This is a genomic window from Spirosoma arcticum (assembly GCF_054779955.1).
The window spans coordinates 78,936-100,171 of the sequence record NZ_BAAGXG010000007.1 but is presented as its reverse complement, the minus strand read 5'-3'; the positions used below and the strand labels follow the sequence as shown (position 1 = coordinate 100,171).

Sequence of the window (21,236 nt, the reverse complement as noted above, 5' to 3'; positions counted from 1 at the left end):
TTTCCGCTGAATGCGTACGTACTGTCGACTGGCCTTATTCATTATTCATTGCTCACTATCCATTGCACAGGCGCAGCCGCAACTCCAGAACGTCGACCAGACTTATGACCCGCAGGTGCAAACGGTGCTGCTGTTCCCCGTGGTTGGCGGTAACCCGAACGACCTCTCATCATCCAATCCGTCACTAACGCTGAATCCGCCCGTGGTAGCGCTCGATGAGCAGGTGCCCCTTCAACTCGAATTCGATGATCTGACGGCTAATTACCGCTCGTTTCGCGCCCGGCTCATTCACTGCAACGCCGACTGGCAGCGGTCGGTGCTGAACGACATTGAGTTTACCTACGAGTACAACGACAATCCAATTACGGACTATCAGGTCTCGATCAATACCAAGCTTCCGTACTATCATTACCGGTTTACGGTGCCGCGCGTCAAATTGCCGGGTAATTACCTGCTCGTGGTATACGACGAACGCAACCGTGAGAACATAATTCTGACACGCCGGTTTTGCACCTACCAAAATCGGTTGACGGTGGGGGCGGGGGTGCGCTTCTCAACCGATCCGGCCCGGCAATTTACCGATCAGCAAATCGACCTGACCATCGACTACAAAGGATACCAGGTTATTTCGCCCCAGGACGATTTTCGGGTGGTGATTCGCCAGAATTACCGCGACGACCGCACGATTCGGGGGTTGCGGCCAACCAACGTGCGGGCCTTCGATCAGGTGCTGGAATACCGGGTGGTGGATCTGAGCAACACCATGCCCGGTGGTAACGAGTTTCGATTTTTCGATACGCGGACTGTGCTTTCCCGCGCCAACTACATCGACCGCATCGACCGCCCTGCCGACCGTAATATCGCTTATGTGCAAGTCGATCAGCCCCGCAGCCGGGGTGCCTACATTCAAAGCGACGATTTTAACGGGCAGTACGTAATCGACCACCGCGAAACGGGCAACGGCGCTACCAACGGCGACTATGTCGAAATGGTGTTCACCCTCAAAACGGCCGATATTCCGGGGGCAGATGTGTTTGTCAATGGTGGATTCAATCTCTGGCAACTCAACGACCGCAACCGCATGACCTTCGACCCGGCATTGGGGGTTTACCGGGCTGCTTTCCTGCTCAAGCAGGGCGTTTATAATTATAATTACGCCGTGCTGACAACGGGGCCGCAGCCCCGCGTGGACGAAACGTACATTGAAGGCAGCTACTCATCTACCGAAAACGACTACGAAGTGTTCGTGTATCACCGCCCCCCGGCCAGCCGCGCCGATCAGTTGGTGTCGTATCGGCGGGTGGGGGTGAATAAACGGAGGTAACGTTTACGCGCTGTGCAGAAACTCCATTACGTCGCCGTCCTGCACGACGTATTCTTTGCCTTCAACGGCCAACTTGCCCGCTTCCCGGACGCCCGCTTCAGTCTTGAACTGGGTGAAATCGGGAATTTTCATTACCTGCGCCCGGATGAACTTACGCTCAAAATCGGAGTGAATGACGCCGGCCGCCTGCGGAGCCTTCCAGCCCCGATGAATGGTCCACGCACGGACTTCTTTCACCCCCGCCGTGAAGTACGTGATCAGCCCCAGCAGCCGGTAAGACGCCTTGATGAGCTTATTCAGTCCCGATTCAGTGAGGCCGTATTCGCTCAGGAACAGCTCGCGCTCCTCAGGATCGTCTATCTCGGCAATCTGCGATTCGATGCCCGCGCTGATAACAATCACCTCGGCTCCTTCGTCTTTGACAGCTTCTTTGAGCGCGTCAGAATAAGCATTGCCATTGGGCAGCGACCCTTCATCAACGTTGGCCACGTAAATAACGGGCTTCACCGTCAGTAGGGAAATATCACTGATGGCCGCTTCACGCTCTTCGGCTGATACGTTGACCGTGCGGGCACTTTTACCCGCTTCCAGCGCCGTCTTGAATTGCTTCAGCACTTCCAGTTCCGCTTTTGCTTTGGCGTCGCCCGCGCGGGCACCTTTTTCGAGCCGCTGAATTTTCTTGTCGACTGACTCCAGGTCTTTCAGTTGGAGTTCGGCGTCGATGATTTCCTTGTCCGAAACGGGGTTGACTTTGCCTTCGACGTGTACGATGTTGTCGTCCTCGAAACACCGGATAACGTGCACAATGGCATCGACCTCGCGGATGTTGGCTAAAAACTTATTACCCAATCCCGCACCCTGACTGGCTCCTTTCACCAATCCGGCAATGTCGACAAACTCAATAATGGTAGGCACCACCCGCTGTGGCTTCACCAGGCCTTCGAGCGCGTCTAAGCGTTCGTCGGGTACGGTTACCACGCCCACGTTGGGTTCTATCGTACAGAATGGATAATTGGCCGCTTCGGCCTTACCGCTCGAAATTGCATTAAACAGCGTCGATTTGCCAACGTTTGGCAACCCCACAATACCACATTGTAAACCCATAAGAGAAAGAGTGAATGAGCGAATGAGCGAAAGAGCGTATGAGTGAAGAGCAACAGGCTGAATCTTCGTTCTCTCGCTCTTTCACTCATTCGCTCTTTAAGTTTCCGTACAAATTTACAACCGCGATGGCGGACCGCCGTAACGACGGACCGAAAAAAAGCCTTCGACAGGGCCGAAAGCGTACGGGGGCATTGCTGGAGCAAGTCTGAACGTGGAACTTTAATCAGTATACATATCGCATAGGCGCAGATTTATTCCCACTTAAGTTCACTGGTAAAGTCGGTTTGCTCGTCGCGTTCGGGCCGTACAAACTGTGCAAAATCAATATCAGGTAGCAGGTCTGTTTTAACGTGGTCGACGGTTTCCTGCAGGGCGTCGATGAACTTATGGAAGTCTTCTTTGTACAGAAACAGTTTTTGCTTTTCGTAGGTGAACCCCTCGCCCTGTGCCTGCCGTCGACTCTCGGTAATCGTAATGTAGTAATCGTTGGCACGGGTAGATTTTACATCGAAAAAATAAGTGCGTTTCCCCGCCCGAACCCGTTTAGAATAAATTTTCTCCTGTTCACGTTCGTCCACAATGCGTTAGGTTTAGTGTGTTCATAGACGCTAAAGTACAGGCATTCGTACAAGAACGAAAAGATTTGGCAAAGTATATTTCGGGGTAAAACAGCTACATGAAGTGCAGCTATTGTAGCGTTCGTGCCCCAGTTTTTTGGCTAATGGTTTGGTGGTAAGCCTCATCTCTACTATTTTTGTTTTCGAGAATTTGCACTTTTCAAAGACGAAGTCACTGGATGAGGTTGGTAAACCTACTGTCCAAGTGGTATCACCTAACCGAGAACTGTATGAATTTAATCATGTCATTCATGTTGTTTTTTAGCAATATGAAACCAGTTGAAACGCTTCCGGGTCTCCTACAGAAAGGGAAAGCATCGTTTTATGCCAAAAAATTTGCAGGTCGCAAAACCGCTTATGGCGAGCGTGTCAGACCCGAAGCCCTCGAAGGTGCCCACCTTACTTATCCCCTGAATACGCTGGTTGAGGTTACCAATTTAGACAACCAACGCTCCGTAATCGTACGAATCAATGATCGTGGTCCATTCGCCAAAGGCCGCGTAATCGACATTACCCACGCAGCCGCTCACGCGCTGGGAATGATCTCAAAAGGGGTTGTCAATGTATCGCTGCGGGTTGTTGGCAAAGGCCGCGCCATCGCGTTAGCTCCGCTGACAAACCCATTTGCCAATCCAGTTGCCCACCAGCCGATGCTGGAACCGGTGATGTAAGGTGGCCCCGATCCGTGATACCTATCCGCCCGACGCTCTTCTGTGCAAATCCTGCCAGTGCATCGGGCGGACGTTTTTTATGGCTCATTCCTTGGCAAAGTCCGAAACTTTGGCAAAGTTTATAGAATGAAACAACCGCTGAATTTAGGTCAGGTACGCTCCTACGGCAATGTCGAGTTTCTGGCCCGTCAGTTGGTCGAAGGCTTCATTACGGGTTTGCACAAATCGCCCTTTCATGGCTTCTCGGTCGAGTTCGCCGAACACCGGCTATACAATACCGGCGAGACCACGCGCCACATCGACTGGAAGGTATTTGGCAAGACGGAGAAACTGTTCGTAAAGCGCTACGAAGAGGAAACCAACCTACGCTGTCACCTCCTCATCGACACCTCGTCGTCGATGTATTATCCGGAGGCTAACTACGGCAAAATGACATTCAGCGTAATGGCGGCCGCGTGCTTAGCCTATATGCTCCAACGCCAGAAAGACGCCGTTAGCCTGACGACGTTTGCCGATACGATTGAGGTGCAAACGCCGGTGAAGTCGACGCCGTCGCATGTTCACAAACTCTTCACGCAGTTAGACCTGTTGATGGCGCAACCCAAGCCGCTGCGCAAAACATCGGCCGCCGATGTAATTCATCAGGTTGCCGAAAAAATCAATAAGCGGTCGTTGGTGGTGATTTTCAGCGATATGTTCGAGAATAGTGAGAAGAGTGACGCGCTCTTTTCGGCCCTGCAGCACCTGCGTCACAACCTGCATGAAGTGCTGATTTTTCACGTTACAGACAAGAAAACCGAGGAAGACTTTGCGTTCGATGAGCGGCCTTACGAATTCATCGACCTCGAAACGGGCGAGACCGTGAAGCTACAACCGGGTCAGGTACGTGATACGTATCAGCAGGCGGTGAAAACGTATTTCCAGGAGTTGAAAATGCGCTGTGGGCAGTACAAAATTGACTTTGTCGAGGCCGACATTGCCCAGGGCTTCGACCAGATTCTGACATCGTACTTGGTGAAGCGAACGAAGATGAGGTAGCCGAATATCAGACTGCCGCTCTCTACTTGTCAGCATATAGGGTTAGATAAGCGACGTTTTGGATAACCTCGGTGCTTATGTGCGGTTGCTTAAGCTGAGATTGATCAAGCAACTGAGCTTTGATTTTCACAATGATTTTATATCATTCGCTACAATCGTGAGGTCATTGTTAAGTTGATGACCTCCGCTGGCTATTTCTCGGAAAGTCGCCCAAGGTAATTTTTGCCTATAAATGGCAAGGTGTGCAAACGGCACCTCCTCATCATCGTGGCAGTGGTAAAGAAAAATTGGAACCTCACTGGACAACTTATCCGCAAAATGTTCTTGCAGTTTAAACCCTTCTTTCCAATCTTCATCACCACTCCAAAACGGTGTAGAAATTAGAAAAATAGCTGTAATCTTCTTCTTGATTTCGCTTTCGGAAAAGTATTTCAAAAGCATGGATGCTCCCAAGGAGTGTCCGACCAAAATAAGTTCTCCCCCAATCAGCGAAATTTCTTTGCCAATCTGCTTAATCCTCCCTAAATCTGGGGCAGATTCATTGGGTAAGCGAGGATAATGCATACAATAAGCTTCTCCTAAACTTTCCTGCAATGAATCAACGAGGATTTTGTCTGCCTCATAGTCCTCTTTACTTCCTCCTCCTTGTATAAATAGCATATGCTTATTGGTACTGCTCATGTTTGTTTGCTATTAAATTAGTGTTGGACAAAGTTAGAACAGGCTCGTTTGTAGCGACATGGGCATTTACGCCAATATGAAGGGTAGTTTGCGACTATTCGCCTGGGCAACGCAAGAATAAGCATAATCAGATGAGAGCACTTTACAACTGATCTTTGACGAGTAATTAAATAAACCATTAACCTGTTATTTGCCATCAATCTGCCCCTGTTATGCGCAAACATCTATTGGCACTGCTCACAATAGTTATTTTTTTTATCGTTGTTATCCAAGCGTGTACAAAAGAGGACCCCACTACGACCATCGCTCCCGCAGTCAGTCAATCGAACCAGCCCGTTCCGGCCCCCTCTCCCGTCAGTAGACCAATTACCGATGCTACGGCTGCGCTTGGTCAGGCGCTGTTTTGGGACCCAATCCTGTCGGGCGGTAAAGACGTAGCCTGTGCTACCTGCCATCACCCTAATGATGCCTATACCGATGGCTTAGACTTGTCGCTGGGTCCCAATGCCGTTGGCTACGGGCAAAACCGCCGGTTTCTGCGGCCTAACGACGTGACGGTTACGAAGCGAAATACGCAGACTATACTTAATGCGGTCTTTAATGGTATGGATCTCGATGGGAATTATGTACCCTTAACCGCGCCGATGTTCTGGGATTCGCGTATCCAAAGTCTGGAAAATCAGGTGACCAATCCGCTGATGACCTTTGAGGAAATGCGCGGCCATGCCTACAGTGAAGCCGTTACGGTAGACAGTCTGGTAGCCCGATTAACAAAAATTGCTGAATACCGACAACTGTTTCAGATCGCCTTTGGCAGTAACCAAGCTATTACAGGGGCTACTATTAGCAAGGCAATTTCGGCCTTCGAGCGCACCTTAGTTGCCATGAATTCGCCCTTCGACCGCTACCAAAAGGGTAATAAAACGGCGCTTACTGAAGGGCAAATAAAGGGGATGCAGCTATTTAAGGATGAAGGCTGTCCCATTTGCCATTCGGGACCAATGTTTTCTGACTATCAACTGCACATACTGTCGGTGCCAGACAACGTTAAACTGGCCAGTTCTGACGCGGGCGCCAGTGGCACGTATGCGTTCCGCACCCCCTCGCTGCGAAACGTGGGGCTGACGGCCCCCTACATGCACAACGGGGTTTTTCAGACGCTGAATCAGGTGATGAAGTTTTATGACGATATCGGCGAGCCTATTTCACAAAATCCACACGTACCAGTGCAGCAATTAGACGCAAAACTGCAGCGGATCGCCCTGGGCACAACTGAGCAGGGGCAACTCATTTCGTTTATGAACGCCCTGAGCGATCCTGATTTTGATAAGACGATTCCAGTTCGTGTTCCCAGTGGTCTCAAGCCGGGTGGCAATATCCGGTAGCCTGGTTGAGCTTCTTTGTATATTCAAGCTTGTTGAATTTTCCGAGTAATGGAATTAATCAGCCTTTCTGTCCGATTTATGATAAAAGTCAAATAACACAATCTGAGTTATGCGTCAGCTATAAAAATAATACAAAGTGCTACGGTGAGCCATTTGGACTCACCGTAGCACTTTGTATTAAGATGCTGTAATCAAAATTTTCCAACCTACTTATTTACGCTCGCCTTGGCATTAGCTGGAGCGACGGCGGGTTTTTTGGCAAGCTGCTGCTTTTTGTGGAAGAGGATAAAGTTTTCGATATCCTCAGTGGGCAGTTTCCGGGCGAGAATCGTCTTGTTCTTATCGAGGATGTAAAGGGTCGGCGTGGTCCACACGTCGTACTGCTGCCGGTAGTTCGTGCGGGATGCATAGTCGAAGCCGTTGATTGCTTTTTCGAGTTTGAACTCCCGAATGAATTTTTTCCACTCCTCAGGGGTGTCTTCAACGGGAATGGCAAACACTTCGATGCCCTTTCCTTTGTAGTCGTCCACAAATTTCTTGAGCTTAGGCGCACTCTCCCGGCAATGTCCGCAGTGGGGAGCGTAAAAGTACACGACGGTGTAATCGGCTTTGATAGCGGACAAAACAATGGGCCGACGGAGGGTATCGCTCACGACGGGCGCTACGAGTTTTTTGCCTACCAGTGTGGGTTTGAGCGTGGCAACCCGCTCGCCAATTTTACGAATCGTCGACGTGTCAGTGGTGGGCATGACGCCGGTGGCGTAATACTTCTCAAACATGTGGACGTACAATCCATCGGTTCCTACCACTTTGGGTTGCTCATACTGGCTCGTGATGTACCAGATGGTGTATGCTTTTACGTCTTTGTTCTTGCCTGCCAGTGCCTTGCCAACCACCAGATCGGCTTCTTTAATGAGTGAGTCCGCCGTCTGCACGGTTAACTCCTTGATGTATCGATCAATTTTCTGCTGCAAAAAAGGCGACCGCACGAACCGCTCGTCGGCGAAATCAAAATCGTCCCAGAAGTGACTTTTAAAGTAGTTGAACACCCAAACAGAGTCAGGGCGACCGTTGGCGGCTTTGGGCGCGGGCGGCACTTCGGGTTCGGCCGCAGTTTTCAGGAGTTTAACGGCAAACGTGCCCTTGTTCTCATTGAAAAACTGCTCCCGCTGGGTCTGCGCTTGTTTTTGCAGAGCAGCCATCTGCTGGTTGGCTAATGCTGTCGACGCGGCATCATTGCGCAGTTTTTTTTGCAGATTCAGAACCTGGGCTTCCTCGCTCAATTTGCCAAGCTGCTGTTGGTAGGTATAAAATAATTCGTTCTCCTTAGAACCCGTCACGGTCATATTTTTAACAACGTTCGACGTATCGGTCTGGAATGAGAACTGTTGGTTGGCGTCGGGGATCAGAAATTGAAGGATGCCATGCTTAGGCATCACGACGAGGTACAGCCCGGTCGGCAACGATTTAGTACCCTCGAAGACGAAATTGCCCGTTCCGTCGACGCGGGCGGTGTCTTTGGGGAAGTATTGTGTAGGCCCGAAGTAGTGAGCCAGCACAACCGTTGTGTCTTTTAAACCGTTGACGCGACCGGCTATTCTGAAGCTTTCGGTCGACTTGGTCGGCGTTGACTGCGCCCAGGCAACCGAGGTGAGCAGTAAACCGGCGAGGGCAATCAGCATACAATTTTTCATACGGGCAGGTACGTATCTTCGTGGCAGGGTGACGACAAATTTACAGTTTTTAGGCTGATCTTACTGCCTACAAAACGCTTGCCATGTTCAACATAGTCTATGTTTTACTTCTTTTCTAAAACCCTGAATTACCTGCTGACGCCCGCTGGCTGGCTCTTTGCGGTTCTGCTACTGGCTTATTTCACGAAAAATTCAGTGCGTCGGCGTCGGCTGCTTGGCGTTGGGCTGGGTCTGTTCTGGCTTTTGGGTAACTCGGCCCTGGTCAATGAACTGGCCATAGTATGGGAGTATCCTGCTCCGGCAAGAACGCCCGCGCCGGTGTCTGCTGACTCGACGGCTACCGTTGCGGTTGTGCTGACGGGGGGCATAATGAACGGTACGAAAGAGATACCAATTACTCGGTTTGTGTTAGGCCCCGGAGCCGACCGGGCCGGTCAGGCACTGTACCTGTACAAGATTGGTGCTGTCCGGAAAATACTGATTAGTGGTGGCTCCGGCAATCTACCGTTTCAGCGCAAAAACGCCAGCGACGAAGGGCAACTGACCGCCCGGTTTCTGACCCTGTCGGGCGTTCGGCCCGGCGACATCGTTCTGGAGAACAGGTCCCGAAACACGCATGAAAACGCCCAGTTCTCGGCCCGGATGCTCCACGACCGGTTTGGCATAAATCGCTGTGTGTTGGTTACGTCGGCTTCGCACATGCGTCGGGCAGCCGCGTGTTTCCGAAAAGAGAAGGTGCAGATAATTCCCTTCCCCGGTGGTTTCATCAGTAGCCGCCGTTCGTTTGAGCCGGGAGAGTATATACTACCCCATGAGCAAACCTTTGCTGATTCGTACCATCTGGTAAAAGAATTGGTGGGGTACGTTGTGTATTGGGCGGTGGGGTATATTTAAACACTCAAAATCTTCACCATTCTCAGCAGGTCCTCGTTGATGGGCTTGGGCAGGCGGATGGTGTCTTTGAAAGGCGTGTAGACCAGTTCATTGTTGACAACGCCCGCCATCACATTCTTCTCGCCGTTCATCAACCCTTCCAGCGCCCCTAAGCCTAACCGGCTGGCCAGAATCCGGTCGTAAGCCGTTGGAATGCCCCCGCGCTGAATGTGGCCCAGCGTCGTGACCCGCATGTCGATGTCGGGCTGCACCTGGGAGCGAATTTTCTCGGCTATTTCTGCTGCATTTCCTTCTTCCTCGCCCTCTGCAACGATGATGATGGACGACGATTTCTGACGGCTCCACCCAGATTTCAGCGTTTCGACAACTTCCGAAATAGGCGTCAACACTTCGGGTACCATCACTAATTCGGCCCCGCCCGCAATGCCGGACTGTATGGCGATGTAGCCGGAATCGCGGCCCATCACCTCAATGAAAAAGATACGGTCGTGCGAGTCGGCGGTGTCCCGGATTTTGTCGATGGCTTCGAGGGCGGTGTTCACGGCCGTGTCGAAACCAATGGTATAATCAGTACCGTAAAGATCGTTGTCGATGGTGCCGGGGGCACCAACGGTTGGAATGCCGTACTCATCGAAAAAGAGCGTTGCACCCGTAAATGTACCATTCCCGCCGATGGCCACTAACCCTTCAATGCCAAATTTCAGGAGTTGATCGTGGGCCTTGGCCCGACCCTCGGGTGTCATGAATTCTTTGCTGCGAGCCGATTTTAGAATAGTACCCCCACGCTGTACAATGTTGCTCACCGAATGCGAAGACATCTGAAAAATATCGCCGTTTATCATCCCGTTATACCCCCGGCGGATACCGAATACCTCAATGCCATGATAGACCGCTCCCCGAACGACCGCCCGGATACAGGCGTTCATTCCCGGTGCATCACCGCCTGAGGTAAAAACAGCAATTCGTTTCATCGGTTAAGTCTATTTTTTAACGAAAAAGCACAAGAAAAGGGGATTTTGGCGGAATAAACCCCGCAAATTTATCCGCATTTCCCAATCAAAAGGCATCAAACAGCCAATTATCCGTTTAGATTCACGCAAAATTTATAAACAGGAGCAAACGGCAAACCAGGCTCAGTAGAATCGTGATGATGGCCCGATAACCATGTTCAGCGAATGGCTCACGCCTTTGCGAATCGCCACGCCCGCCAACCGATTTTGCCGTGATTAAGCAGTGTTGGCAACAGTCCAAAGTGTGCTGCCAGCACCCTGAATCGGTCCGTCAGCGACCGCCGATGCTGCTGAACCGACAGGCCACCAATGAGGTAGCGACACAGCACGAACGGTAAAAACTCAACAAGCCGCGCTGCTTTCAAACATCGAATCTCCCAGTCCAGATCGGCGCTGAGGTTGTTGGTTGGGTAGTCGGGAGCGATGGTCCGTTTGGCCACGAATGCCTGATGACAGACCTTCATCCCCAGCGCCATATCGTGCCAGGTTAGGTTATGAGGCAACGTGTGGGGGGTAACGGCGCTGCGCAGGCCGACCGGCGTTCCGGTATTTCGGAAGCCGGAGCGTCGGTCGCCATCATCGCGCACGAAGAGTGCATCGCTGTAATAAACATCGGCTCCCGTTGTGTTAATTCGCTCCAGCAAGCAGGATAGCGTTTGCGGGTCGTGGAGTTCGTCGCCCGCATTCATAAACCAAACGTACTCCCCCTGCGCCCGGTGCAGGCCTTTGTTCATGGCATCGTACAGCCCGGCGTCGGGTTCCGAAATCCAGTGGGTGACGTGCTGTTCGTAGTTTCTGACAATAGCGAGCGTACCGTCCGTCGAAGCCCCGTCGATTACAATGTACTCATAATCCGTCGCCTGCTGGGCCACAACGCTCTGAATCGTGCGCTCCAGAAACCGCTCGGCGTTGTAGGTAATGGTGATGATGGAGACGGTGGGGGGCATGGTTTTTGGGTTTGTAGTTTTTGAGTTTGTGGTTTGTAGTTGGCTGACCGCACCGGCGGACCGGCGTAATAACCGACGCGTCAGCCAGCTACAAACCACAAACTCAAAAACTACAAACTGTTTGATAACTGCCTGTATAACTCAATATGCTGCGTCGCCACCACGTCTTCTGAAAAGTTTGCTTCGGCAGACTGGCGGGCGTTCTGGCGGAGCAATTCTGGGTTCGGATGCGTCAGTACAAACGCCAGCCCGTCGGCTAATTCCTGTGCTGAGCCAACAGCCGCGAGATAACCGTTCTGCTGGTGGTCGATCATTTCGGGGATGCCGCCCGTGCGAAACGCCACCACGGGCGTTCCGCAGGCCAGCGACTCGATAACGGTGTTCGGCAGGTTATCTTCCAGCGAGGGTACTGCCATCACGTCGGCCGCGTTGTAAGCGGCCACAATTTCGTCTTCGGTGGTCAGAATGCCCAACGCCCGGATTGGGTACGGTAGCTGATCGAACAGGTAAGAACGCCCCTTACCAAACACCAGTATTTCGGGCGTTAAGTCGGGGTGTTGCTGGTGTAATAGCGTTAGCGCTTCGGCAAAATAGTGAAATCCCTTTCGCGTATCCGTCACGTTCGCACTGCCGAAAAGTAAGCGGGGTTGGTTTAGGTTGGGCAGGTCGAGAAACGTGTTTGCTTCGGCGCGTTCGACGGGGCAGAATCGCTTCTGATCAATGGCGTAGGGAATGACAGCAAACGGAAACCGACGCAACAGGGTACTGCGCATAGCTTCGTCAGCTAACCATCGGCTGGGGGGGGTAAACAGAATATTAGCGGTGTCGAAAAGCCCCACTTTTTGCTCGAATACGCGGTACGATAAATCATGCTTTCCTGGCTTTTTGAGGTATGGGCACGTATGGCAATGACTCAGAAAATGGTCGCAGCCGCGCGAGTAATGACAGCCTCCCGTAAACGCCCATTGGTCGTGGAGTGTCCAGACGATAGGCTTGCTGAGCGCAAATAAATTACGAAGCGTGTCGATGGATAGGAAGCCAAAATTGATCCAGTGGAGGTGCAACACATCGGCCTGCTGAATGGCCGGGTGGAAGTTCAGGTTGGTGCCAAACACGGCTGGTGAAAACTGAAAACGCACGGACCGCTCACCCTCGAACGGTAAAAAATACAGCCGCTCGGCTACGAACCGCCCGAAGGCCGTTTGCTCGGCCAGAAAATTGTTCGCTAAATACGTTACGCCCCGTTCGGGCTGGTGTTTCTCCTGCCGGTTCGATGTCCCAACGAGCATCGTGCTCTCGACCGAAGCACTCAGCAGTGCACGGTGGAGCCGATTGGCGGCAACGGCTGCTCCGCCGAACCGGTGGTATGTGCTCAGGTGGACGACATTCACGGGCGGTAGGCGGAGATGTTAAGTTGCAAATCCATGAGGTCGTTACCCCGATACCGTTGGTTGACCAACGGCCGCGTCCGAGATTGGTTGCTGTCGATGTAATATCGAAATCCCTGATTTTCCAGCAACCGCACGATCAGTCCAAGCGTTTGCGGATGACCCACATAGGCGTGATACTCGATGAACAGGTTACGAACGTGGGCCAGCGCATCGCCACAGTCGATGAACACGTCAGTTTCGGCTCCTTCAATGTCAATTTTGAGCATGTCGACGCGTGTTTCACGCAGCAGGAAGTCGCGTAGCCGGACCGACGGCACGCGTTGGCGACCCGTCTCCGAAAACATGGAAGCTGCATCCGCTTCGCCACTGCCAAAGTCAAGTCCGTCGTCGTTTATCCATACCGCTTTGTTGATAACGTCGATGTCGCGGATACCGTTGCTCTGAAGATTCTGCGCCAGTATGACCCCAATAGCTGGATCGGCTTCAAACGCAATAATCCGGGCTTGGGGATAGGTTTGCCGGAAGTAGGCTAAACTGGTGCCGATGTTAGCCCCGCAATCAATGATAACTGGCTTGGTAACGTCGGTTGCGAACCGGTACGATTCGTCGGTGAAAATTTCCTTAAACTGCCAGACGAACGACAGCGCATCAGGCACCTGGAAACGATACGTCAGAAACGGAATACTGCCCGACTGATGCCGTGGCCGACCCGCATACCGCAGAAATAGCCACAGCAACCGCCGACCGTTAGGCGTTTGAATCGCCCGGTAAAGATTGGTGAACACGTAACGGAAAAGCCACATGGAGTAGAAGTTTATTACCCCACCTCAACCCCTCTCCTTGAAAAAAGAGGAGGGGCTAAAACCTCCGGGTCCAGAAGCCCCTCCTCTTTTTTCAAGGAGAGGAGTGGGGTGAATAGTCAATAGGAAAACCCAATGCCTGCGCCGGGGTACCAGTGGTCTTTGGGAACTTCCTGGTAATACACAAACTTGCGATGCACTTCCAGCGATAGCCGGGCCAGCACGCCCGTTTCGTGGGCATTATCACTCAGCATAATGCCGGTTGGGCTTAGTTTGGGCAGCACCACGCGGTACTCGTCGTGCTCGTATTGCGCCGAGTGGTCACTATCATTGATGAATAGGTCGATAGGTTCGTTAAAGGCCCGCAGACTGGTGATCGAGTCGCCGTAGAGTACCTCACCAACTTCTCGATAGGGGCCATCGAGCAAATAGCCTGCTTTGGTGGCAATGTCGGTGCCGTAGTAGTGGCCGGGTGCGCCCTCCGCCCGGTTGCGCAATAGGGCGGAGCAGAGCAAAACTGCCCCCAACCCTTTGTCGACACCCGTTTCGATAACCACGGCGGGCTTGCGCAGCCGCACCAGCGCGTACCAGCCCAACCGGCGGCCAAATTCAACGCGCAGATCGGCCACGCGCCGGTAGGAGGACATTCGGGTTTTTTCCAGGATATACGCACGCAGCGACTCGTCGGTCTGGGCTTCGCGAATGTAATTTTGTACCGTTTCGGGTTCGACGCCCGCTACCACTGCTACCGTATGCGCGAGGTAAAGTAGATTATCCTCCGTCAGTTCGTAAGTATAATTAGTATCCTCACGCGACTCAATACCCCAGCGCAGAATCTGACCGTAGCGGTGATTATAACTCCGGCTGGCCTGTTGCAGCCGGGGCAGAAAGTTAACGACGGGCGACTTTCGTACTTTGTACAGCGTGTCGATACCAAACAGTTGAATCAGGAGTTCTCGCATTAATCAGTTAGTTAAGGTGGTTTATAGTTTGTGCCGGGCGGCCGGTGCCGTTTGTAGTTGGCTGATGCGCATCTAAGGTGTCAGCCAACCACAAACTATAACCTATTAAAAACCCCTATTTTTTACCCGCTTCCAAACGCCATTCAGCAACTCATTGGCATCGGGTGATATATTCAACACATACATCGCCGTCAGAAACAGGACTGTGATGGCGGCTGACCGCACCGCTACGTCGGCTCCAACTCGCCACCAGATGCCCGTGTTGTGAGGCACTAATTCCGTTACGTACCACACAGCCCCGGTCACCAGCACCACTGCCCCATTCCGCCACGAGAACGGCTGCATCCTGAACGCAAGCCAGACGAGCAGCGTCCGGGCAAAGTTATACAGAAACGTCGCCAGCGCGGCCCCGGCAGCCGCTCCGTTAATTCCATAACGCGGAATCAGGTACTTGTTAGCCGCAATGGTAACGAAAACGACCACCACAAACAGCAGCGTGTCGAAGGCGTAGTAGCGTGACGTTGCCAGAATGATACCGTTCACGCCCGTCGCCATGTCGATTAGTTTGCCTAAACCGAGCCACAAAATTACGTAATACCCTGCTTCGTAACCGGTCGGCAACAACGTATATAGACTCGGCAAGTTGACAACTATACCCACAAAGACCAAACAGCCCGCTATAAGTTGGTTGAGCGCACTTTTTCGGTAAATCATCCCGATGTTAGCCCGGTCGTTGGCTTTCCACGATTCGGCAATGAGCGCTCCCGCTACTTTGTAGAGCGTGGTGGCGGGCAAGGCAATGACGGCCGCAAAGTACGCTGCGGTGCTGTAAACGCCCGTGTCGGCCAGCCCAGTCGTGGTGCTGATCATGGCTTTGTCGATGGTCCAGATAATCTGCGTAGACAGGGCTGAGGTGAGCGTCAGTACGGCATAACGGGCTACACTTCGACGCAGTTGCGGACTGACTGATACATAGTGTCGGCTGAAAAATAGCGCTTCGTCGCGGGCAACGCTAACCGTCATCAGCACCATCGGCAGCAGGAAAGCCAGTAGCCATACGCCCATAAACTGCGGAAACGTGACCCAGCCGAACCAGTACAAACCCCCCGCTAACAGGACCAGTAATCGCTGCACGAACTGTTGCAGGATCGTGCCTGTGACGGGGTCGTAGAGCAGCCGGGCGTAGTTGTCGAAGATGGCGAAAAGGGCGGTGAACAGGGTTAGCGGAATAAGCAGGTAGTAATAATCGACGAACAGTGACGACTGCGCTCCGTATTGCGCAATTACCCACGGTCGGCTCAGCCAAAGCCCCAGTACACACAGGCCAAAGCCGGTAAGCGTGGTAAGCGTGGTGATGAGCAGATAGCCGTTGTGCTGCCGGTCGGCGTTGCGGAAGTACGGAAAATACCGCCCGCCCGCGTTGCTAACCCCTAAATTGGACGCCTGTACCAGCACCTGCGACACGGCAATCAGCAGCGAGAGCAAGCCAACTTCTGACTTGCTGAAGAGATTCGGGAAGAAAACTCCCTGTGTCAAAAATCCTACGGCCACGCCCGCGTAAGCGTAAATCGAACTCTGAATCGTCTGCCGTTTGATGATACCCATTAAAAGGAATGAATAATGCGTAATGCACAATGCACAATGAGTTGTCACGTGGACACTTCGTTATTCATTATGCATTATTCATTTGATAAGGTCCCACGCCAGCGCTGTTCCGGCGTCGATGTCCTGAGTGGCGGTTTTGCCGATGATGTTGTCGTAATAGCGGGTGTGCAGGCCGTTGGCAGGGCGGATGCTGCGCGTATTGTCGGGCGTGAAGGGTTCGCCTGCCTTCATAGGCTGAACTACGTACAGCGACCGTTTGAATTGCAGGCTTTTGCACTCTTTCGGTGTCAGTACGTAGCTCACCTGACCCATGGCCAGATGCGCCCGTTCGGTTTCGACCACGAGATTTTTGAGTTCGTCGGGTTCCAGCGAAAACGCTGAGTCGACGCCCCCGTCGGCCCGGCGCAGCGTCACATGTTTCTCGAGCACCACCGCGCCCAGCGCCACTGCTGCCACGGCCGCCCCGATGCCCATCGTGTGGTCGGACAGGCCGACCGGCACGTTGAATAACTCCCGCATGTGCGGCATGGTACGCAGGTTCGTCGATTCGGGCGTGGCCGGGTACGTACTGGTGCATTTGAGCAGTACCAAGTCGCGGCAACCATTTTCACGCAGGATTTTTACTGATTCGTCGAGGTCGGCTACGGACGCAACGCCGGTGCTCATAATGACGGGCTTACCCGTTTGAGCGACGCGTTTGAGCAGGATGTGATCGGTGTTCTCGAACGATGCGATTTTATAAACCGGTACGTCGAGCGATTCCAGAAAATCAACCGCTGTGGTATCGAAGGGCGAACTGAAAGCAATCATGCCTCGCTTTTTGGCGTGATCGAAAATCGGTTTGTGCCATTCCCACGGTGTATAGGCATCCTGATAGAGCTTGTACAGATTTTTGTCGGCCCAGAGCGATTTGGCGTCGCGGATGTAAAACTCCTCCGATGCGCCATTGAACGTGATGGTGTCGGGCGTGTAGGTCTGGAGTTTGAGGGCGTGGGCACCTGCATCGGCCACGGCGTCTACGATTTCCAGCGCCCGGTCGAGCGACTGGTTATGATTTCCGGACATCTCGGCAATAACGAACGGCCGATGCGCCGGGCTAATGGTATGGTGGGCAACCTGAATCGGTTGAGTACTGCTCATTCTACGTGCGTATAAACTAAACTTGGCGTCTCCCCGCCTGGACTGACCCGGCCTGAACTGGCTTGGCCTGGACCGGCAAATTTACCGCTTTCGCCCGACAATTTGAAACCGGCCCGCTCGAAGGCCCGCACCGACGCCTGATTGTCGGGTTTAATGTAAGCGTGAATGGTCACTGCACCCCACTGCTTCCGGCAAGCTGCACAACCCAGTTCAATGAGCTGACTCGCCAACCCTTTACCCCGCTGCCTGGCATCGACCGACACGCCAATAATGATTTCGTCCGGCATGTCGGCGACAGGTGTCCGCTCGAACCGTACCTGTCCGACGGCTTCGCCAGTTTCATTTTCGAAGATCAGCAGTAGCGCAGTTGAGTCGGTGAGTTTGCGGGTAAACCAGGCCGCGTGCGTTTCGGGCGAAATCGGGTTGCTGTTGAACGACTGCCGCCGGGTGTCGGGGTCATTGGCCCAGTCGAAATAAAGCTGTGCGTCGGCGGGTTGGGCGGGGCGGTGGGTTAGCATTGATTATAGAACAAGGTCCGGAATCGTTCGGGCGAGCGACCGTCGAAAAGTCGCCGTTGGTTGGCTAACGTATTCATCACCGCATCGGGTGAAAATTCAGCCGACTGAATGGATAGTCGGAGGGCCGTATCCAAACCAATTGACGGAGTCAGTTGACTCAGTAATTTTGGGAAATTAACCGACAACGCCAGCTTTTCTTCAGATAGAAACTGAGCCAGTCGGTCCTGATTGTCAGCAGTAACGATAGCGATCAGCGGCCGATTAACGGCGCACACTTCGTAAGCAATGGTGCTACAGGCGGTAATAGCCAAACTACATTGCTGCAACTCAGCAACCATTGCTGCGGCACTCAGATTCTGTAGAAGCGTGAGGTTTGGCAATTGAGACTGAAACGCTTCAATAGCCGCCCAGTTGGGGTGAAAGGGCCCCAAAACAATATGCACGGGCCGCGTTGCATCGGACTGCCGGATCGCTTTCAGCACCGTCAGCGACGTATTGTGCGGGTCAGCACCGCCCAGATTAACGAAAATTGGACCGTCAGCGGGGGCGGCACCGAAGCTGTCGGGACGTAGAAATTCCGGGCGAAGCAGGGCGTAATGCGGTCCCAGACAAAATACCGTGTACGGGTCAGCATCGTAATCGGTTTCGGTGATGCCGCCCGCGTGATTGATTACGACGTCGGCTACCTGATGACCGATCATCAAGTCATCGATAAACACCAGTTTTGCAACCCGTTCGCGTACACTCCGCTGGGCCATTTCACCAAACGTGTAACCGTCCAGAACCACTACGTCGTCGGGTGTCGTAGCGGCCAGAAAATCAGCACTGTCAGTAGTTACCAGCGGCACGACTGTTCCGTTGGCTTCTTCAATCAATTGAACAACTTCGGGGGCAGGCTGGACAATGGCAAACCGGAACGCCCCACCCAGCATTTGCGCCAGCGCCAGACAGCGCATGACATGCCCCATCCCGATTTGTGGGTTACCGTCGGCGCGAAAAATGAGGTTCTTCATAACTTAATGCAGAATGAATAAGCAAGGTCCAGGCCCGCGTGTTGTCCCCATTGTACAGTATTCATTTTGCATCGTTCATTTTGTATTTTAATTCCGCCATGCGCCAGTCGTTCTCCGTGTCAATGTCGTGGGCTTCCATTTCACTGATCACCACCCCACCTGAGTTGTCCGTAATCAGGCGGTGGCTGCGCTGAAAAGCGGCTACATTGAAGAAGTAAAACTGCCCCGCATCGTGATATGCCGGTTCCAGATCCTGCGACCGCGTCAGGGCGTGCTCGGGCTGAAGCCACTCCACCCGCTGACTGTGCAGCGACACCGCCCGCTGAATGGGAAAGCCGAACCGCTGTACCGGGTACACCGTATCAAATTTGTGATTAGTTAGCATCGAAAAGGCTTGCCGGAGGAGGTTGGGTGTAACGAACGGCGCGGTGGGATACAGGCAACAGGCATACTCGAAAACCTGTCCCTGCCGTTGGTACTGGTCCAAAACTTCGCGCAGCACATCAGCGGTAGTGGCGAAATCACCGGCCGTTTCGGCACTGCGCAGAAACGGTACTGTCGCCCCACAATGCCGGGCAATGTCGGCAATCTCGTCATCGTCGGTCGATACCATCACATCGGAAAACAGACCCGCAGTTTGTGCCGCCTGAATGGAGTAGGCAATGACCGGCTTTCCCAGAAACGGCCGGATATTTTCGCGCGGAACACGTTTGCTGGCACCTCGGGCGGTGATGATGGCGATGTTGCTCATAGTGATTTTGACTACACAGCCAGTGTCATAAGGGCTGAAAGGCCGTTTTTCCTCCCGATTTTACCAGCAGACCTAACCGGGCGGATTTTCCCGCAACCGATAAGGGAACGATAGCGGTGAAGCCGGTATCTTTATTGTTCAGTGAGTCATCGTTGTCGAGCCGCTGGTGGAACAACGTCGTGAAAAAACGCCAGCCCTCCGGCGATTCAACCGCCAGAAACGTATCATTAAAATTTGCCTTTTGCTGGTCAATTTTAGCAAACCCGCTGATGATTAGAAAGTCGCCGTCGCGTCGGTTGATGTTGAGTGTATAAACCAATTTTTCAGTATTGGGCGTGGGGACTGTCAGGGCAATCTCCCGCGACGTTAGTTGGTCCAGCGTCAACGGCTCAGGCCGAAAAATACCGGCCGTCGACAGTTGGCTCAATTGGCGGGCTGGCTCGTAGACCGGGCTGCATCCGCGAATGATACCGTACCGTTCCCACAGCACCTGATCCGTCTGTTTCAATTCCCGGAATCGGACAATTTTTGAAAAGTAAGTCTCGTTCGAGATGACGCACATACTCACCGATACCGCTCCGGCAAGAAGTACAAACCAACGAAGAGCGCCCTGGTGTTTTTGCCTGACCAATTTATCGACTATGGTTAGATACGTCACGGCAACGACCAGAGCGGTAACGTTTTTGTACCGTGATGCAAACATCACGTCGACCGGATTGTCAATTCGGTTAATGGCCAGCATCAACCCCGTCAATTGTAGGAAAATCAGCATCCAGAACAAGGTTGGGTTGGTTCGGTCGTAGCGTGAGACGAGCAGATAAACCGTCCACATGCCGGTGATCCAGCCAACTGCCTGCGGTAACCAGTGAACAGCCGGATGGTAAAACATGGCTCCCAAAAACGCTGTATCCAACGCCAGTAAATGCGCAAACGTTACCGGATCAAACAGACTCGTGAGTGAGATTCCAGATGGATTGGTGTACCCGGAAAAATACAAACCGTAAACCAGTACAAGCAGCACCATTGTCACCGCAGCCCAGCGCCAATGTTGCCTGAATACAAAGCCCATCAGCAGCAGGGGTAATACCAGAATACCGTTGCCATTCGTCAGCAGGGCCAGTACACCCACCAGCAACGCCCAGCCTTCGCGCTGACGACTCGCCAGCCAGAACGCCAGCAACGCCCAGGCCGGTGCCCACAGATTCGACATGGCCGCCATCGCCCAAAAAGCGTTGTTCCACGATTGAAACTGGAAAAGAAAAAACAGAACGGGCAGGAAGGACATCAGCGATGAGAATCCGTAGTCAGCACGAACTTTTGGCAATGCCTTGTACAGCAGCCACCCCACGAGCAGGAGTGATGCGTTGCCCAATAATTGCAAGAAGGTAAAATTGACGTGCCCCGTCAGGGCATACATCAGCCAGGCAATGCCTTTGACCCAAACGACCCGGTGAAAATTGTTTTGTTCCAGCAACAGTCGCCACCGTTCTCCCGTCGACGCGTCCGGTAGTTTATTGAGGAAATCCACCAGCACCGGGTAATCGTCCATATACGGCATGTCGTACGCAAACCAGATTAGGACAATGAAATAATAAGCTACCGGTGTGGCCGCTAAACCAATCCCCAACCATTGTCGAAGCGGGCGGGCGGGGGGCAGTAGTACGGCGACGGTAGATTCCATGATAGGAAAA

At 52.9% G+C, this 21,236-nt stretch carries 20 protein-coding genes; 5 read left to right on the top strand and 15 right to left on the bottom strand.

The genetic code is table 11. From position 1 onward, the window contains the following. Nucleotides 1-10 precede the first annotated feature (10 nt). Nucleotides 11-1,324, top strand: a complete 1,314-nt coding sequence (locus ACYVHB_RS17185; protein WP_461053003.1) for a type IX secretion system plug protein — start codon at nucleotides 11-13, stop codon at nucleotides 1,322-1,324. A gap of 3 nt (nucleotides 1,325-1,327) precedes the next feature. Here the strand turns inward: ACYVHB_RS17185 and ychF are convergent, their stop codons facing one another. Continuing rightward, nucleotides 1,328-2,428, bottom strand: a complete 1,101-nt coding sequence (gene ychF / locus ACYVHB_RS17180; protein WP_461053002.1) for a redox-regulated ATPase YchF — start codon at nucleotides 2,426-2,428, stop codon at nucleotides 1,328-1,330. Between the two features lie 251 nt (nucleotides 2,429-2,679). Then, the gene (locus ACYVHB_RS17175; protein WP_461053001.1) at nucleotides 2,680-3,006 is read right to left on the bottom strand and encodes a DUF3276 family protein; all 327 of its coding nucleotides are present in this window, start codon (nucleotides 3,004-3,006) and stop codon (nucleotides 2,680-2,682) included. A 269-nt stretch (nucleotides 3,007-3,275) separates the two neighbouring features. Here ACYVHB_RS17175 and ACYVHB_RS17170 point away from each other — a divergent pair, with 269 nt between their 5' ends. Both ACYVHB_RS17170 and ACYVHB_RS17165 read left to right on the top strand, forming a co-directional pair. Continuing rightward, nucleotides 3,276-3,716, top strand: a complete 441-nt coding sequence (locus ACYVHB_RS17170) for a septal ring lytic transglycosylase RlpA family protein (RefSeq protein WP_461053000.1) — start codon at nucleotides 3,276-3,278, stop codon at nucleotides 3,714-3,716. A gap of 126 nt (nucleotides 3,717-3,842) precedes the next feature. After that, a complete protein-coding gene (locus ACYVHB_RS17165; protein WP_461052999.1) occupies nucleotides 3,843-4,754 on the top strand; it encodes a DUF58 domain-containing protein in 912 nt (303 codons plus the stop codon). Nucleotides 4,755-4,880: 126 nt separating this feature from the next. Here the strand turns inward: ACYVHB_RS17165 and ACYVHB_RS17160 are convergent, their stop codons facing one another. Further along, on the bottom strand, nucleotides 4,881-5,435 hold the full coding sequence (locus tag ACYVHB_RS17160; RefSeq protein ID WP_461052998.1) for an alpha/beta hydrolase: 555 nt from the start codon (nucleotides 5,433-5,435) through the stop codon (nucleotides 4,881-4,883). A gap of 212 nt (nucleotides 5,436-5,647) precedes the next feature. On the opposite strand from ACYVHB_RS17160, the gene ACYVHB_RS17155 reads away from it, so the two are divergent. Continuing rightward, the gene (locus ACYVHB_RS17155) at nucleotides 5,648-6,820 is read left to right on the top strand and encodes a cytochrome-c peroxidase (protein WP_461052997.1); all 1,173 of its coding nucleotides are present in this window, start codon (nucleotides 5,648-5,650) and stop codon (nucleotides 6,818-6,820) included. A gap of 206 nt (nucleotides 6,821-7,026) precedes the next feature. Here the strand turns inward: ACYVHB_RS17155 and ACYVHB_RS17150 are convergent, their stop codons facing one another. After that, nucleotides 7,027-8,514: a thioredoxin-like domain-containing protein gene (locus tag ACYVHB_RS17150; RefSeq protein ID WP_461052996.1), complete on the bottom strand. Its 1,488-nt coding sequence runs from the start codon at nucleotides 8,512-8,514 to the stop codon at nucleotides 7,027-7,029. 99 nt (nucleotides 8,515-8,613) lie between these two features. On the opposite strand from ACYVHB_RS17150, the gene ACYVHB_RS17145 reads away from it, so the two are divergent. Then, on the top strand, nucleotides 8,614-9,408 hold the full coding sequence (locus ACYVHB_RS17145) for a YdcF family protein (RefSeq protein ID WP_461052995.1): 795 nt from the start codon (nucleotides 8,614-8,616) through the stop codon (nucleotides 9,406-9,408). Here the strand turns inward: ACYVHB_RS17145 and pfkA are convergent. From pfkA to ACYVHB_RS17090, 11 genes are all read right to left on the bottom strand, one after another. Continuing rightward, entirely contained in the window at nucleotides 9,405-10,379 is a 975-nt protein-coding gene (pfkA, locus tag ACYVHB_RS17140; RefSeq protein ID WP_461052994.1) for a 6-phosphofructokinase, read from the bottom strand. The two genes, ACYVHB_RS17145 and pfkA, sit on opposite strands and share 4 nt — an antisense overlap. A 209-nt stretch (nucleotides 10,380-10,588) precedes the next feature. Continuing rightward, nucleotides 10,589-11,365: a glycosyltransferase family 2 protein gene (locus ACYVHB_RS17135; protein WP_461052993.1), complete on the bottom strand. Its 777-nt coding sequence runs from the start codon at nucleotides 11,363-11,365 to the stop codon at nucleotides 10,589-10,591. A 110-nt stretch (nucleotides 11,366-11,475) separates the two neighbouring features. Next, nucleotides 11,476-12,756 (bottom strand): glycosyltransferase family 4 protein, encoded by a 1,281-nt coding sequence (locus tag ACYVHB_RS17130; RefSeq protein ID WP_461052992.1) that lies wholly within the window; start codon nucleotides 12,754-12,756, stop codon nucleotides 11,476-11,478. Beyond that, a complete protein-coding gene (locus ACYVHB_RS17125) occupies nucleotides 12,753-13,559 on the bottom strand; it encodes an FkbM family methyltransferase (protein ID WP_461052991.1) in 807 nt (268 codons plus the stop codon). Before ACYVHB_RS17125 ends, ACYVHB_RS17130 begins: the two co-directional genes overlap by 4 nt. Nucleotides 13,560-13,675: 116 nt before the next feature. After that, entirely contained in the window at nucleotides 13,676-14,518 is an 843-nt protein-coding gene (locus ACYVHB_RS17120) for a class I SAM-dependent methyltransferase (RefSeq protein ID WP_461052990.1), read from the bottom strand. A gap of 105 nt (nucleotides 14,519-14,623) precedes the next feature. Beyond that, complete coding sequence (locus ACYVHB_RS17115) at nucleotides 14,624-16,123, bottom strand: lipopolysaccharide biosynthesis protein (protein ID WP_461052989.1); 1,500 nt, start codon at nucleotides 16,121-16,123, stop codon at nucleotides 14,624-14,626. A gap of 78 nt (nucleotides 16,124-16,201) precedes the next feature. Beyond that, nucleotides 16,202-17,263 (bottom strand): pseudaminic acid synthase, encoded by a 1,062-nt coding sequence (gene pseI / locus ACYVHB_RS17110; RefSeq protein WP_461052988.1) that lies wholly within the window; start codon nucleotides 17,261-17,263, stop codon nucleotides 16,202-16,204. Further along, nucleotides 17,260-17,781 carry a GNAT family N-acetyltransferase gene (locus ACYVHB_RS17105; protein WP_461052987.1) on the bottom strand — a complete coding sequence of 174 codons (522 nt, stop codon included), beginning with the start codon at nucleotides 17,779-17,781 and terminating at the stop codon, nucleotides 17,260-17,262. Before ACYVHB_RS17105 ends, pseI begins: the two co-directional genes overlap by 4 nt. Next, complete coding sequence (gene pseG, locus ACYVHB_RS17100; protein WP_461052986.1) at nucleotides 17,775-18,794, bottom strand: UDP-2,4-diacetamido-2,4,6-trideoxy-beta-L-altropyranose hydrolase; 1,020 nt, start codon at nucleotides 18,792-18,794, stop codon at nucleotides 17,775-17,777. The genes ACYVHB_RS17105 and pseG overlap by 7 nt, the downstream gene beginning before the upstream one ends. 61 nt (nucleotides 18,795-18,855) lie before the next feature. After that, the gene (pseF, locus tag ACYVHB_RS17095) at nucleotides 18,856-19,545 is read right to left on the bottom strand and encodes a pseudaminic acid cytidylyltransferase (RefSeq protein ID WP_461052985.1); all 690 of its coding nucleotides are present in this window, start codon (nucleotides 19,543-19,545) and stop codon (nucleotides 18,856-18,858) included. Nucleotides 19,546-19,570: 25 nt separating this feature from the next. Further along, entirely contained in the window at nucleotides 19,571-21,226 is a 1,656-nt protein-coding gene (locus ACYVHB_RS17090; RefSeq protein WP_461052984.1) for a hypothetical protein, read from the bottom strand. Between the last annotated feature and the right edge of the window lie 10 nt (nucleotides 21,227-21,236).

Bases quoted from the DNA above. Each gene is read 5' to 3' on its own strand.
- ACYVHB_RS17185 (WP_461053003.1), top strand. From the start codon at position 11: ATGCGTACGTACTGTCGACTGGCCTTATTCATTATTCATTGCTCACTA.
- ychF (WP_461053002.1), bottom strand. From the start codon at position 2,428: ATGGGTTTACAATGTGGTATTGTGGGGTTGCCAAACGTTGGCAAATCG.
- ACYVHB_RS17170 (WP_461053000.1), top strand. From the start codon at position 3,276: ATGAATTTAATCATGTCATTCATGTTGTTTTTTAGCAATATGAAACCA.
- ACYVHB_RS17165 (WP_461052999.1), top strand. From the start codon at position 3,843: ATGAAACAACCGCTGAATTTAGGTCAGGTACGCTCCTACGGCAATGTC.
- ACYVHB_RS17160 (WP_461052998.1), bottom strand. From the start codon at position 5,435: ATGAGCAGTACCAATAAGCATATGCTATTTATACAAGGAGGAGGAAGT.
- ACYVHB_RS17155 (WP_461052997.1), top strand. From the start codon at position 5,648: ATGCGCAAACATCTATTGGCACTGCTCACAATAGTTATTTTTTTTATC.
- ACYVHB_RS17150 (WP_461052996.1), bottom strand. From the start codon at position 8,514: ATGAAAAATTGTATGCTGATTGCCCTCGCCGGTTTACTGCTCACCTCG.
- ACYVHB_RS17145 (WP_461052995.1), top strand. From the start codon at position 8,614: ATGTTTTACTTCTTTTCTAAAACCCTGAATTACCTGCTGACGCCCGCT.
- pfkA (WP_461052994.1), bottom strand. From the start codon at position 10,379: ATGAAACGAATTGCTGTTTTTACCTCAGGCGGTGATGCACCGGGAATG.
- ACYVHB_RS17135 (WP_461052993.1), bottom strand. From the start codon at position 11,365: ATGCCCCCCACCGTCTCCATCATCACCATTACCTACAACGCCGAGCGG.
- ACYVHB_RS17125 (WP_461052991.1), bottom strand. From the start codon at position 13,559: ATGTGGCTTTTCCGTTACGTGTTCACCAATCTTTACCGGGCGATTCAA.
- ACYVHB_RS17120 (WP_461052990.1), bottom strand. From the start codon at position 14,518: ATGCGAGAACTCCTGATTCAACTGTTTGGTATCGACACGCTGTACAAA.
- ACYVHB_RS17115 (WP_461052989.1), bottom strand. From the start codon at position 16,123: ATGGGTATCATCAAACGGCAGACGATTCAGAGTTCGATTTACGCTTAC.
- pseI (WP_461052988.1), bottom strand. From the start codon at position 17,263: ATGAGCAGTACTCAACCGATTCAGGTTGCCCACCATACCATTAGCCCG.
- ACYVHB_RS17105 (WP_461052987.1), bottom strand. From the start codon at position 17,781: ATGCTAACCCACCGCCCCGCCCAACCCGCCGACGCACAGCTTTATTTC.
- pseG (WP_461052986.1), bottom strand. From the start codon at position 18,794: ATGAAGAACCTCATTTTTCGCGCCGACGGTAACCCACAAATCGGGATG.
- pseF (WP_461052985.1), bottom strand. From the start codon at position 19,545: ATGAGCAACATCGCCATCATCACCGCCCGAGGTGCCAGCAAACGTGTT.
- ACYVHB_RS17090 (WP_461052984.1), bottom strand. From the start codon at position 21,226: ATGGAATCTACCGTCGCCGTACTACTGCCCCCCGCCCGCCCGCTTCGA.